The sequence below is a fragment of the Microcoleus sp. LEGE 07076 genome (assembly GCF_015207455.1).
In the GTDB taxonomy this organism is placed as follows: Bacteria; Cyanobacteriota; Cyanobacteriia; order Cyanobacteriales; family Microcoleaceae; genus Microcoleus.
Window position 1 is genome coordinate 17,419 of sequence record NZ_JADEWV010000061.1, and the last position, 13,661, is coordinate 31,079.

At 45.8% G+C, this 13,661-nt stretch carries 16 protein-coding genes and 1 pseudogene; 2 read left to right on the forward strand and 15 right to left on the reverse strand.

The annotated features are described in order from the left end of the window. Positions 1–227: 227 nt before the first annotated feature. The 15 genes and pseudogenes from IQ270_RS12555 to IQ270_RS12625 all read right to left on the reverse strand — a co-directional run bounded on the left by IQ270_RS12555 (position 228) and on the right by IQ270_RS12625 (position 11,494). On the reverse strand, positions 228–413 hold the full coding sequence (locus IQ270_RS12555) for a hypothetical protein (RefSeq protein WP_193973540.1): 186 nt from the start codon (positions 411–413) through the stop codon (positions 228–230). Then, positions 410–1,108 (reverse strand): DUF4276 family protein, encoded by a 699-nt coding sequence (locus tag IQ270_RS12560; RefSeq protein ID WP_193973541.1) that lies wholly within the window; start codon positions 1,106–1,108, stop codon positions 410–412. The genes IQ270_RS12555 and IQ270_RS12560 overlap by 4 nt, the downstream gene beginning before the upstream one ends. After that, a complete protein-coding gene (locus IQ270_RS12565; protein ID WP_193973542.1) occupies positions 1,108–2,211 on the reverse strand; it encodes an AAA family ATPase in 1,104 nt (367 codons plus the stop codon). The genes IQ270_RS12560 and IQ270_RS12565 overlap by 1 nt, the downstream gene beginning before the upstream one ends. Positions 2,212–2,380: 169 nt before the next feature. Next, positions 2,381–2,569, reverse strand: a complete 189-nt coding sequence (locus tag IQ270_RS30985) for a hypothetical protein (RefSeq protein ID WP_228056301.1) — start codon at positions 2,567–2,569, stop codon at positions 2,381–2,383. Continuing rightward, the gene (locus IQ270_RS12575) at positions 2,553–2,816 is read right to left on the reverse strand and encodes a hypothetical protein (protein WP_193973543.1); all 264 of its coding nucleotides are present in this window, start codon (positions 2,814–2,816) and stop codon (positions 2,553–2,555) included. Before IQ270_RS12575 ends, IQ270_RS30985 begins: the two co-directional genes overlap by 17 nt. 28 nt (positions 2,817–2,844) lie before the next feature. After that, complete coding sequence (locus IQ270_RS12580; protein ID WP_228056302.1) at positions 2,845–3,036, reverse strand: hypothetical protein; 192 nt, start codon at positions 3,034–3,036, stop codon at positions 2,845–2,847. A 245-nt stretch (positions 3,037–3,281) separates the two neighbouring features. Continuing rightward, positions 3,282–3,647 (reverse strand): clan AA aspartic protease, encoded by a 366-nt coding sequence (locus IQ270_RS12585; RefSeq protein ID WP_193973545.1) that lies wholly within the window; start codon positions 3,645–3,647, stop codon positions 3,282–3,284. Next, a complete protein-coding gene (locus tag IQ270_RS12590) occupies positions 3,644–3,916 on the reverse strand; it encodes a hypothetical protein (protein ID WP_193973546.1) in 273 nt (90 codons plus the stop codon). The genes IQ270_RS12585 and IQ270_RS12590 overlap by 4 nt, the downstream gene beginning before the upstream one ends. 60 nt (positions 3,917–3,976) lie before the next feature. Continuing rightward, on the reverse strand, positions 3,977–4,360 hold the full coding sequence (locus tag IQ270_RS12595) for a type II toxin-antitoxin system VapC family toxin (RefSeq protein WP_193973547.1): 384 nt from the start codon (positions 4,358–4,360) through the stop codon (positions 3,977–3,979). Next, on the reverse strand, positions 4,357–4,593 hold the full coding sequence (locus IQ270_RS12600) for a type II toxin-antitoxin system Phd/YefM family antitoxin (RefSeq protein ID WP_193973548.1): 237 nt from the start codon (positions 4,591–4,593) through the stop codon (positions 4,357–4,359). The genes IQ270_RS12595 and IQ270_RS12600 overlap by 4 nt, the downstream gene beginning before the upstream one ends. 75 nt (positions 4,594–4,668) lie before the next feature. Beyond that, positions 4,669–5,631, reverse strand: a complete 963-nt coding sequence (locus IQ270_RS12605; protein WP_193973549.1) for a hypothetical protein — start codon at positions 5,629–5,631, stop codon at positions 4,669–4,671. 274 nt (positions 5,632–5,905) lie between these two features. Continuing rightward, positions 5,906–7,438: pseudogene (locus IQ270_RS12610) on the reverse strand (NAD(P)H-quinone oxidoreductase subunit 4); the annotation flags it as partial. Between the two features lie 487 nt (positions 7,439–7,925). Then, positions 7,926–9,971 (reverse strand): NAD(P)H-quinone oxidoreductase subunit 5, encoded by a 2,046-nt coding sequence (locus IQ270_RS12615; RefSeq protein ID WP_193973551.1) that lies wholly within the window; start codon positions 9,969–9,971, stop codon positions 7,926–7,928. A gap of 383 nt (positions 9,972–10,354) precedes the next feature. Next, positions 10,355–10,735 (reverse strand): thioredoxin domain-containing protein, encoded by a 381-nt coding sequence (locus tag IQ270_RS12620; RefSeq protein ID WP_193973556.1) that lies wholly within the window; start codon positions 10,733–10,735, stop codon positions 10,355–10,357. 45 nt (positions 10,736–10,780) lie between these two features. After that, entirely contained in the window at positions 10,781–11,494 is a 714-nt protein-coding gene (locus IQ270_RS12625) for an NnrU family protein (protein WP_193973552.1), read from the reverse strand. A gap of 240 nt (positions 11,495–11,734) precedes the next feature. Between IQ270_RS12625 and IQ270_RS12630 the strand changes: the two genes are divergently transcribed. Then, a complete protein-coding gene (locus IQ270_RS12630) occupies positions 11,735–12,739 on the forward strand; it encodes a LysR family transcriptional regulator (protein WP_193973553.1) in 1,005 nt (334 codons plus the stop codon). A gap of 132 nt (positions 12,740–12,871) precedes the next feature. Continuing rightward, a partial coding sequence (locus IQ270_RS12635; protein ID WP_193973554.1) for a serine/threonine-protein kinase occupies positions 12,872–13,661 on the forward strand: 790 nt, incomplete at its 3' end.

Genomic DNA, 13,661 nt, shown 5'->3' on the forward strand with positions numbered 1-13,661 from the left:
ACTACTTCACAATGTTTCTGGATCGAGTTCTTGGGTTTTACCTGCGCGATACTCAGCCATTGCGGAGGCTGCAAGTAACGCCAAGAACATCGGGAGAACTCGCAAATGCTCGATCGCATTTTAGATCGTCTTGAAGTTCTTCCAAAATCATTCAGGCGATCCAATAGCTGCAAGCTTCGCTAACGCGCGATCGAGTAACAAGCGTCATGGCTAGAACACTCTTACAATCAAAATGGCATCTTATCTATTATCGCTTCTTCCTGGCAAGTTAAGCGAATCGAAACTTGCGAGGGTGCGATCGCCCTTTCTGAAGACAGAACTCTTCGTAGAACAATAATGCTAGAAACTAAGAGAGCGATCGCACCCAATTGAATGGCGATCGCTCTCTTAGTAATTTTTTGCGCTCCACTCAACTACTAACGCCTTTCTCATTCAAAGATTCAAGTCGTGACATCCATTTATCAAAGTGAGAGCATTTGCTCCGAATTACTGGCAATCCAATTTTTTCAGCTAACTGTGATCCAAAAGTAGACTTCGCTTTTCCGTAATCAGGAAACTGCGCCATGATACGCTTACTAGGTGCTGTTTGCAGCCCATCATTGATGAACTCAGGTGTCTGATATTGACTAGCGATAGCTTGGAGAGCTTCAATCTCTTTTGTGCGTCCGGCATCAAGATATTCAAAACACTTTGGTGCCGAAAATAGATATGCTTCATATTCATGTAACTGAATATAAGGAATGAACCGATTGTCACCAATATCTTCTGCAAAGCGTTGCTCTAAGAATTCAACTCGATGTAGGGGATCTTGGCGCATACTCTCAGACTCAGCTAATCCCGGAAAATCGGGATGAAGAGCATATAAATCAATCATAGTTGTGAAGAACACATCCGGGGCTTTCTCTTGCTTCAGAAAACGTATGATGTCATTCTTCATCGGCACATACTTACGACCGCCACCTCGATGCACCTGACCCTTCTTTTTTGCATGAGCAATAAGTATGGGATTGTGCATAAATACGTCATATCGAGCTAACTGCGGTTTTATCAAAATGTCAGCGAATGTCTGCTCGGTTTGTCCTTCGGCAAATAGGTAAAGACGCGCCATTAATGCGGCCCTCCCCCAATGATATTTTTCTCCCAAATTTCTCCCAGACTATACTCGTCAAGCCAAGCATCTAATTTGGTGGGATTTAGCCTCTTAAATTGCGATTCCTTGCCCTCTCGATTCACCGCAATTACATCGTCAGGATCGAAATTATCCAAGAAAGAACTAGATTGAGTGCTAATGAGAATTTGCGTATGGAGTGCAGCCTTACTAAACAAATCTGCCACAACATTTAGAGCGTAGGGGTGCAGCCCTAATTCCGGCTCATCAACGACAATGAGTTCTGGCAGTTCATCTTCTGGCTGTAAGAGGAGCGTGGCAAGACATATGGCACGCAAAGTACCATCTGAAAATTGATGCGGCCCAAATACCCGATCGGACTCCTTTTCTCGCCAGTTGAGAATGACGCGATTAGATGCGTCTGGCTCAAGAACAAAGTCATCGAAGAACGGTGCAATAAGACGGATGGTTCCGATAATGCGTTGATAAGCTGCACCCTCATTTTCTTCACGAAACCTGAGAAGTAATGCAGCTAAATTTCCAGCATCGGGCATTAGCCATCGGCTGTCACCAACGTAACAGGATTGTCGGACTCCCGCCGTAGAAGATGTGTCATGAAAATGGTATACACGGCAACGATTCAGCAAATATTCGAGCATTTTAGCCGTTTGCTTACCTTCCTTTGCTGCTTCTTTGATTCTGGTTTCCTGATGTCCTGCACCTAATTCATCAGTTCTTGGGGATGTCCTGCCTGTTTGCAGAAAGCTCAAAGTCTCTTCGGCAAAAATAAGGGTATCACCAGCCGCATGAAACAGCCGAAAATGATAGGAATCCACCCCATTTTCGACTTCAAATTCTAGTTTTGCTTCTATTTGGGGTGTTGTCTTAGGTCCAAAATATAGGAGGGATTGAGCACGACCAGATACACCAATAAACTGTTGGAAGCGTCCAGCCATCATCTCGTTGAGCATCTTGAAAAACGAGATGAGATTGCTCTTGCCTGCTCCATTTGCTCCAATCAGGATATTTAGGGGATGTAGCTGAATATCTATTGCCTTAATAGACTTAAATCCATTGAGGGTTAATCTTTGTAGCCTATTCAAAAGTCAATCTCCTCGTATAACAATAAGACTAGAAACTCTCATCCAAATCCTCTGCGGTTAAGGGCGATCGAGCGCTATGGCGGACATACAATACATAAACTTTAGTATCTCGAATCGCAAACAATACTCGGTAAATGTTTTTGGATTTACCATAAAGTAACTGCCGAACTTATTCAGGAAAAATATCACTTTCAACTGCTAAAGAACAGCGTCGAGGTTTTTCTAGGAGTGTGGCGATTTCATTCATTAAGCCTCGAAACCAGCGATCGGCAAAATCGGGATTACGTTCTCGATACCAGCGGTAGGCTTGCTCAATTTCACCAGAGGCGATCGGGGTAATTTCAACCTGAAATGTCATATTTCTGCTGCATTTCTTGGACAAAATTTTCGATCGGGCGAGTAAGTCCGGCGTTGAGTTCCTCGAAGCCTTGCTGAATACCTGCAATTGTTTCTAACCGATCGATTAATTCGCGCAGTTTAATTGGATCGATTTTGCGAGGATCGAGAAAGGTGACAAGAACTTGAGAGCGATCGCTAACATCTTGTGGTAGCGAGGCTAGCTGAATCTGCCCATTCTGATAAATGCCTTCAATAGTTTTTAGCATGAGTTGCAGTTTTGTTAGTGCTTCTATTCTAGCAAATATCGAGTTTTTCGGTTTTACCTGCGCGATACTCAGCCATTGCGAAGGCTGCAAGTTTGGCAAGAACATCGGGAGAACTCGCAAATGCTCGATCGCATTTTAGATCGTCTTGAAGTTCTTCCAAAATCATTGAGGCGATCCTCTTCGAGGGCTTCGCTAACGCATTTTGTTCACTTGCAGACAAGGTTTTCAACTTAGCGATCCTCTTCCAGGGCTTCGCTAACGCACGATCGAGTAACAAGCGTCATGGCTAGCACACTCTTAGAATTAAAATGGCATCTTATTTATTATCGCTTCTTCCTGGCAAGTATAGAAACAAGAACAGTTAAGAGTAAAGACTAAAAGGGCGATCGCACAGAATTACAGAATTCAATGGTGATCGCCCACAGTTAATTTTGAAGTATGGTTATTGCGATCGAGCGTTGGAAACTACAACTCTTCTATCATCACCAATCCCCCCTCAGTGAACTGAATCACAAGTTCTTGCTCATCCAGCAAAGCAGTTCCAATCAGAGGCCTTCGCCCTGTAGCGAATATACGAACTTCTCGTTCTTCCCCATCCCAAAGAATGATTGCTTCGTGAACTGCTACTAGGACTTCACTGTTATCTGCTAAGTTTACAGGCAGATCGTACAGGAACGGCAATCCCAGCAAGGTAACAGCCTCCGGTGGCAAACATAGGTAGTCAGTGAAGCCCGTATCTATGACAAACTCGATCGGGAAGTCGAGCCACTTGGGAGGAGAAATGTCAACAATGGCGATCGCGTGCCTATCAGTCACAATACCAGAAATCACTTGTTGACACGCTCCATTACACCACCCAACGAGGCTGCCACATTGTAACCAATACGAATGCCAAAAAGTCGAGCATACGGATGCTTTGCCCTCAGACTATGTGCGGCTTTTAGCCCAGTTTCATCTACTTCGTAGTCACCTGTTTCAATGTCAATGATGACCATCTTGCCAATATTCTCTTCTAACTCAATTTTTTGGCCGATGGTGCTCTCATACAAATGTTTCGCACGACGGGCGACTTCTTCACGACTCAAAAGGATTGTTTGCATACATTCCCTCTTTTTTGTAACTTTTGATCCTGTTATGGATATGATAGCTCATTTACAATGCTACATAATGCTGACTGAGTAGGCACGAATTGCTCCATCTACTGTCGCAATAGTCATACCATTCTGTAAAGCTTGACAGATCAGCATTCTATCAAATGGATCGCGATGTAATGGTGGCAGTTTAGCCAGTTGAGCTACGCTACTTTCATCAAGAGAAAGACTGACAATTTGATGAAGATCGCGCTGTTTGGGCAAATATGTTTCGGGATGTTCCGGCAGAGGTAACTTACCCAACTGGTACTTGACAATTGCTTCCCAGACTGAAACTGCACTCAAATAGACCTCATTATCTCGATCGCGAATTGCATCTCGAACATCTGTTGATAACTGGGCGTCACCACTGATGAACCATAAAAAGATGTGCGTATCTAGCAGAATCTTCATTTACCTTCAAATGCACTGAGGATATCTTCCGGCAAAGGAGCGTCGAAATCATCTGGAACGGTAAACTCGCCTGCACACAAACCGAATGGTCGCAATTGCTTGTTGCTAGAAATAGGTCTGAGTTCGGCGATCGGCTTATCTGCAAGCAGGATCACAAAAGTTGCACCTGCTTCCACTTGACGCAGATACTTTGAAGGATCGCGCTGAATTTCGTCAACTGTCACACTTAACATAAAAATGCCTCAGTATAAAGCTCATTCGACTGTCGGGTGCATGGGCGTTGTTATGCCGTGTCCACTGGGGACACCTTAATCGTATGCTTTTGAATTCATGTAATGTCCCTTTTGACCTTCACACATTAAGCAACCTGATACAAAACTATCTTCTAAATTTCCCGCAATAAATCTATTACAGTATTCACAGCAGCCTACATCGTTATCGTTGTGAATTTTATGGCAAGAAAAGCAAATCCATTTCTCTCCCAATTTCACTACAGATGACAAGCCTGTACAATCGTTACAGTGAGCAAGACTATCTTCATCTTCAGCATCATCATATGATTGGCATTTTTCTTCTACTGCATCATTCACCTCAAAAGATTTACTACATGAGCTACAACTCAAAGAGGGAAAAATGTTATCTTTATCTTGAGCTTTGATTAAATTTGAGTGGCAGTCTGGACATCTAATACTTTCTACTATATACTCTAATAGCGAGCTTTTAAAGCCAAAATCCTCAAAGGATTGTCTACAATTTTCCTCTTCAGCTTTGTACACTTCTGCTGTGTCTAATAGAGTTTGCCAGCACTCTTCACCAAGAAGGTCACACGGTTCTTCCTCTAAATGTTGACTAATGAAATCTTGAATTACAAGAAATGACTTCACAATGACTTCAATAACTGCACTGGGCGACTTATCTGTATAGTAATGTTCTATATTATTGCGGAGCTTATTGAGCTCTTTAAATCTGCTCCAATCATATTTTATATTCAGGCTTTTAAATCTTTTCTCAATTGTGTGAACATCTACTGTTTTATCACCATCTCCAACAAATGAGATGTTACCTTTTTCATCACAAATAGGCTTGATCGATTGTTTGATTAAAACTTCTTTGTCATGTTCTGGCGATAAGCGCTTTAATTTTTCTTTGTAGAGAAGAAGTATTCCAGCGCAAATGTTTCTCACCGCAGACAGGTATCTTCTTTCGTCCTCCATCAGATAGTCTTCAACACCCACCTGTATGGAGTCAATAGCGTTTTTAAGCAGCGACATAACTTACTTCTTTGAATATAGGGGTCAAATACTAAATTTATGCTAACAGAGCGCTCCGCAGCATGACTATTAATTATGCCACATACTCACTTTGTTTTTCAACCCAAATTTTAATTGCTTGACAGCAAAAGTTTCCCTGCTTTGTCGCGAAAAAAATATCAAACCCCCAAACCCATTTTAAAATGGGTTTGGGGGTTTTCTTCCTTGCATCCAGTGCAAATTACAACTTACTAGGCTCGATCGCAGGTGCACGCAAAGACACTGTTTTATCCGCAGCAGCCTTAGCCACCAGCGACGGCACAGAATCCCGCAGCTTTGCAGTCAACTGTACAGTAGTCGCATCATAAACCTGAGTCAGCATCTTCGGATACAAACCAATGCCGATAATCGGCACTAACAGCGCAGCGATGATAAACACTTCTCGCGGTTCCGCATCCACCAATTCCTCGTGTTCCACCAATTCCTTATTTTCCGGGCCGTAGAAGATTTCCCGCAGCATTGACAGCAGATAAATCGGAGTCAAAATCACCCCGACAGCCGCCAGAAATACCACGCAAACCTTAAACACCGGATTGTAAGCATCGCTGGTTGCAAAACCTACAAACACCATCAATTCTGCTACAAAACCGCTCATTCCCGGCAATGCCAAGGAAGCCATAGAACAAGCAGTCCACATCGCAAAAACCTTACGCATTTTCTTCCCAACACCGCCCATTTCATCGAGCATGAGGGTGTGAGTGCGATCGTAAGTGCAGCCTACCATAAAGAACAAACTCGCCCCGATCAAACCGTGGGAAACCATTTGCAGCATTGCACCGCTAACACCCAAATCGGTAAACGAAGCTATCCCGATTAGTACAAACCCCATGTGGGAAATCGAAGAATAAGCAATTTTTCGCTTCAAATTGCGCTGAGCAAAAGAAGTTAAGGCGGCGTAAACAATGTTAACTACGCCCAAAATTACTAACAGCGGTGCGAAGGTAGCGTGAGCGTCGGGGAGCATTCCCGCATTCATTCTGAGCAAAGCGTAGCCGCCCATTTTCAGGAGAATTCCTGCTAGCAACATGTGGGCGGGTGCAGTGGCTTCACCGTGAGCGTCGGGGAGCCAAGTGTGGAGGGGAAAAATCGGCAGTTTGACACCGTAAGCTATTAAGAAACCTGCGTATAGTAGCAATTCGATATTGGGTGCAAAGTCTTTAAGTGCGATCGCCCGCATATCGAAAGTCACCGTATCGCCATAAAACGCCATCGTCAGCGCACCAACCAAAATAAACAGCGAACCGCCCGCCGTGTACAGGATAAACTTAGTTGCTGCGTAGAGGCGTTTTTTGCCGCCCCAGATCGACAAAATCAGGTAAATCGGGACTAATTCCAGTTCCCAAACCAGGAAAAATAGCAACATATCCTGCACGGCAAAAACTGCGATTTGGCCGCCGTACATTGTCAGCATCAAAAAGTAAAAAAGCTTAGGTTTAAATGTGACCGGCCAAGCTGCTAAAGTAGCCAGCGTAGTGATAAAACCAGTCAGCAAAATCAGCGGCATCGATAAACCGTCAGCACCCACCGACCAATTTAAATCAAGTTGCTGCACCCAGGTATAGCTTTCTACCAGTTGCAGTCCCGGATTGCTGAAGTCGTACTGAGTGTAAAAAGCGTAAACAAGCAGAGCAAAATCTATCAAACCGACAATCAGAGCATACCACCGCACGGTTTTGCCATCCTTATCGGGAATTAAAGGAATCAGCAAAGCCGCAGCAACGGGAAACAGAATTGTTGTGGTTAACCAGGGAAAGTTAGCTGTATCCATTGCGTTTTAAAATAAGCCGTCAGTTATTAGGTTTAAACATATTTTGGCAATTTTGCTCTAAATTTTATACTTTCTTTATACGATACTGATTTTTTGCAATAATTGCTACGAAGTATGCGATCGCATATTTCGAGTTTAATCAAAAATTTATTTATATTGGCTAATTGTCAATTCTGAGTTATTAAGCTAATGTCTGTTCTTAAAATATTTTCTGGTGGGACATGACAATACTTTCAATCGTGTCAACTTAACTCTAAAAACCTTTGTATCTCTTGTCGATCGCTGAGTTCTGATCCCCCTCGCATCCCCCTTAAGAAGGGGGACTTTGAAAGAAGAATCTTGTCCCCCCTTTATCAAGGGGGGTTAGGGGGGATCTAGACTTCGAGACAAACAAGAGATACGGTCTATTTGACGTTAAGAAGTTGACACTAATCGGCAATGTCGTTTCCTGAACCGGAGGAAACGGAAATGCCGTTTCCCTACAGATTTAACTGACTCCAGAAACGATCGCAAAACCCAGAACTGCGACAAAGACAATCAGGGCGTAAAATTGAGCGCGACCGTTTTCAATGTATTTCAATCCTTCGCCGCTAACCAGGGCGAGAAAACCTGTCAAGTTGACCACACCATCGACAACTCGCAAATCCACTTCCATGACTTGCCGCGCTAAACGACGGCTGCCTTTGACGAAGAGAACTTCGTTGATGTCGTCGAGATACCACTTGTTGAGGGAGAATTCGTAAAGCGGTTTGATTTTTTGGGCGATCGCACCAGCATCTATTTTGCGGCTCAAATACATCAGGGAAGCCAAAGTAATGCCTAGCAAAGCAATACCTACAGAGCTTCCGCCCATGATCAGAAATTCCGTCAAATCGAACTCGGCGGCTTGTTCCAATACTTCTTCCAGAGACTCCCCTGGCGCGCGCACAAACTGCTCGAAATAATTGGCAAACGGCGTACCGAGAAAACCGATAAACACAGAAGGTACTGCCAACAACACTAACGGTAGAGCCATTGTCAGCGGAGATTCGTGAGGGAAATGGTCGTGTTCGCCGTGACTTTCGCCAGTCGATGCCAATTCCTTAACATTCATCGCCCCAGGGCCGAAAACCAAACCCGGTTGCAGAAGTTGCTGTTTGATAGCGTTATTATTGCCCCGGAATTCACCCTCAAAGGTGCTGAAATACATCCGAAACATATAAAACGCGGTCATCCCGGCTGTCACCCAACTAACAGCCCAGAGAGCGGGATTTGCTTGAAAAGCTTGGGCGAGAATTTCGTCTTTCGACCAAAAACCGGCAAAGGGCGGAATGCCGCAGATTGCCAAATTGCCGATTAAAAAGCAAGAAGCGGTAATCGGCATATATTTCCGCAAGCCGCCCATGACTCGCATATCTTGAGCGAGGGCGGGGTTGTGCCCGACGACATCTTCCATGCTGTGTATCACTGAACCGGAACACAGGAACAGCATTGCTTTGAAGTAAGCGTGTGTCATCAAGTGGAAGAGTCCGGCACTGTAAGCGCCGACTCCCATTGCCATCACCATGTAGCCCAATTGGGAGATGGTGGAGTAGGCGAGGCCTTTTTTGATGTCATTTTGGGTAATGGCGATCGAAGCACCCAGAAATGCCGTAAAACAGCCCGTGCAGGCGATCAAATTCATGACTGCTGGCAACCCTTCAAACACTGGGTACATCCGAGCGATCAGGAAGACGCCGGCGGCTACCATTGTCGCGGCGTGGATCAGGGCCGAAATTGGTGTGGGGCCTTCCATTGCGTCTGGGAGCCAGACGTGGAGGGGGAATTGAGCGGATTTGGCGGCTGGGCCCAAAAATATCAGGACTCCGAAGATTGTCGCCAAAGTGGCGCTGAGGGCACCGGATTCGACTAGGGAGTGCAGCCGTTCGCCCATTACGTCAAATTCAAAGCTGCCGGTGGCCCAGTAAATGCCGAGGATGCCCAGCAACAGCCCGAAGTCGCCGACACGGTTGGTGACGAAGGCTTTTTGGCAGGCATCTGCTGCGGGTTTGCGATCGTACCAAAAGCCTACTAGCAGGTACGAACACATACCTACGAGTTCCCAGAAAATGTAAATCTGAACGATGTTGGGGCTGATTACTAGACCTAGCATTGAGGCGCTGAAGATGCTCAGGTAGGCGTAAAATCGCACGTACCCGTCATCGTGTGCCATGTACCCGTCGGTGTAAATCATCACCAAAAAGGCGACCGTGGTGACGATCGCCAACATGACCGAGGTCAGGGGGTCGATGATGTAGCCCATATTCAGCGAGAAGTCGCCGGCAGAGGCCCACTGAATTGTGCGGGTGTAGGGTGCGTGGCCCTGTAGTTGACTCCACAGCAATGCGAAAGACATTACCATTGACCCTCCGAGGGTGGATACGATGAAGATCGCATTCGCTTGTCGGAGTTTGTTGGTTGCCTGGTTAAAGGTGATTAAACCTAGACCTACTAGCATTGCGCCTGCCAGCGGCAGGACTGGAATCAGCCAAGCGTATTGATAAAGCAGTTCCATGACTGATAGGTAGTTTAAAGTTTCTAGTAGATATTGCCAAAACTGTAAACAATTGTGACACACGCTTGCACGACTGGGCAAAAATACTCCATCCAATTCTCAAATGTGGTCGATCGACAACATTTGAGAATTGGATCGAGTTTTCCCGATCGACACGAGCCATCTAGTTCACCTTAAATCTATGCCAAAAGATTGATTGACAAATCAATAAATTCCTGTATTTGTGAAAATAAACAAACTGGGTTTTTACCGATACCACCGCTCGCTACGCGGTTTTTTCAGGAAAAAACCCGGTTTATGACTGCATTCAAGTGTCGGATTGCCGATCTACAAATGGGGAATTCCGAATATTTTTTACCGAATAGCCCAAGGCCTTTGATCTGTTACCGTTTGGCTACTTGCTGCTGCGGTTCCAGACGTTGAGTTGGTGAAGACCTTTCAGTCGCCAGCATCCAGGCATCGAGAGTCCGCCGCAGTTCCTCGCGTCCTTGATATTGTTCAAATCTAAATCGAACTTTTTCGCCCTCAAACCAAATCAGCGTTGGCAGATTTGTCAGGCGGTAAGTATTCGCCAACTTCAAACTTTGATCGGCATTCACCCCTAGGAGCTTGACTTTTCCAGCCCACTGTGACTCAAAACTCGCAAGCGTGGGGTCGATCGCGCGGCACAAACCGCACCAAGGTGCCCAAAAGTGAACTAAAACGGGGGTAGAGGCTTGAAATACCTCTTGTGCAAAAGTGCGTTCGCTAACCGACAACACAATGATCCCTCAGAATTTAATAATTTTTTTTCTATCCTAGGGATCATGCTACCAGTATATGTTCCCAGTGACACGCATTAAAAAAGGATGAATTTTCCACAGCAGACCTGTAAAAATGACTACACCTAGGTAGGAAGGGCGGATAAACTCAAACAAATCAAGGGTTTGACGCTTTTGCAGGATTGCCAAAAAGGGAATTATTGAAGTTTGAGATTTGATGGTTTCAAAGGATTCGCCAAAACGGGCCCGCAGCCGGCTGTCCCCGTGCCACACTCCGAATAGGTGGTGAAGTATCAAACCGATGGAAGTGACGAGGGTAAAGCTAGTGCCAATCCAGAGGGTGTGGGCAATGCACCAAATTACCTGTCCCACCATTTGCGGGTGGCGGGTAATGCGAATGATGCCGGCTTGGTAGAGGTGAACTTCCGGCTTTTGGACGGCGGCAATTTCTAGGAGGTTGAAAGTTGCTGGGTACAGAAACAGAAAGGAAATTGCTGAAAGTATCCAAACTGCGGGTTTAACTCCGGGAACGTCTTGTACTTGCCAAAGCTGCACGCCGTCGTAGCGGTGGTTGAAAAAGTAGACAATCAGAATGACGGCTAGCGGCAAACTGACAAGGGCAAACAAAACCCGGTAAAGTCTCGCCCCGATCAGCTTTTCACCTCGGGGGCGGAGGGCTGCCAAACCGCTGTGGGCGATCGCAAAACCCAGTAACAGGCCCAGAATAACAAAGTGGGAGTCGAGCGCCAAATCGATCGTCATTGTAAATATTAAGAAAAGTTATTGATTCGCGGCCAAATTGTGTCACAAAGTATCTATAGGAGCATTCAGCGGTTATCAGTCAGTTAACTGTTCACTGTTCGCTGTTGACTGTTCGCTGTTGACGGTTGACTGTTCGCTGTTTGCTGTTCTGACAACTGACAACTGACAACTGACAACTGACAACTGACAACTGACAACTGACAACTGACAACTGACAACTGACAACTGACAATTAGATATATGTCTGACCTTCCTTTCACTTTAGACCAGTTACGCATTCTCAAGGCGATCGCCTCCGAAGGAAGCTTCAAACGCGCCGCCGACAGCCTCTACGTATCCCAGCCAGCAGTTAGCTTGCAGGTGCAAAACCTAGAGAGACAATTGGACGTGCCGCTGTTTGATCGGGGGGGGCGGCGGGCTCAACTGACCGAAGCCGGACACCTGCTGCTGAGTTATGGCGAGAAAATTTTATCGCTTTGTCAAGAAACTTGTCGAGCTCTGGAAGACTTGCAAAATCTCCAAGGCGGTACTTTGATCGTGGGGGCTTCTCAAACAACGGGGACGTATTTGCTGCCCCGAATGATCGGGATGTTCCGCCAAAAGTACCCGGATGTAGCAGTACAGCTTCACGTTCACTCGACCCGCCGCACGGCGTGGAGTGTGGCCAACGGGCAAATTGACTTGGCAATTGTTGGCGGAGAAATCCCTACCGAACTTGTAGAAGCTTTAGAAATTGTTCCTTACGCAGAGGACGAATTAGCTTTGATTCTCCCGCCCTCTCACCCGATGGTACAACAAGAAAGTATCCAAAAAGAAGACCTTTATAAATTGCAGTTTATTTCCCTGGATTCGCAGTCTACTATCCGCAAAGTCATCGATCAGGTACTGACTCGCTGCGGCATTGACACGCGCCGCCTGAAAATCGAGATGGAGCTAAATTCGATCGAAGAAATTAAGAATGCCGTTGGGGCGGGGCTGGGCGCTGCATTTGTGTCGGTTTCGGCGATCGAAAAAGAGTTGCTGATGGGCGTTTTGCACAAATCTAAAATGGATGAAGTTTTGGTAACTCGGATTTTGTCGCTGATTTGCAACCCCAACCGCTACCGTTCTAAAGCTGCAGAGGCTTTCAGCAATGAAATTCTGCCTTTGTTTGCGACTTATTCTACCATCCAGGAGCCGAAAGAAGCTCCGGCGATCGATTTGCCTTTGATAGAAGTTGTAACTCCCAATTCGGCGGGAAGTTAATCTGTTAGGTAGTTGGCAGTTAGCAGTTCGCGGTTAGTTTAAAAATAAAAATCTGGTTTGATAGTCCCTGGTAAAATTAGCCAATTAGCAATTACCAATTACCTATTACCTATTCGCAATTAGCAAGCCAAAATGGAAGTTTACTGCACCCGCCCGGGCTGCCCGCGCCCTCAAAACAATTTTGCCGACCTCGATGACAGTTCCCTGCTGAAAACGGTGCAGCAAAAGTTTTGCACGACTTGCGGAATGCCCCTGATTTTGAGCGGCCGCTATTTACCCGAGAGGTTGTTGGGTCAAGGCGGTTTTGGGGCGGCTTTTTTGGCCAGAGACCGCTATACTCCGGCGATGCGACAGTGCGTTGCTAAGCTTTTGCTGCCGTCGGCAAGTCTAACTCCGTCACAGCTAATAATCGCTCAAACTCTGTTTCAGCGGGAAGCGGCGGTGCTGGAGGAATTGGGCAACGAACATTCGCAAATTCCGAGTTTGCTGGCGTTTTTTGAGCTGAGTGTTCCGAGTTTGCAGGCTGGAAAAACCGATCGGTTTTTCTATCTGGTTCAAGAATTTATTGATGGTAAAAATTTGGAGGAGGAACTTGCTGTTAAAGGTAAGTTTTCGGAGGCCCAAGCGGTGGAGGTGCTGCGAGAAATTTTGAAGGTTCTCGATTTTGTCCACTCTCGCGGTTCGATTCACCGAGATATTAAACCTGCTAATATTATGCGGGCTAAAAATGGTAGGCTTTATTTATTAGATTTTGGGGCTGTTAAACAGGTGACGCAAACTGCGGGCACTTCTAAGGCTTCGACTGGTATTTATTCTTTGGGTTATGCTCCGCCGGAACAGATGAACGGGCAAGAAGTTTATCCGGCAACGGATTTGTATGCTTTGGCTGTGACTTGCATTACTTTGCTGAGCGGTTTGGAGC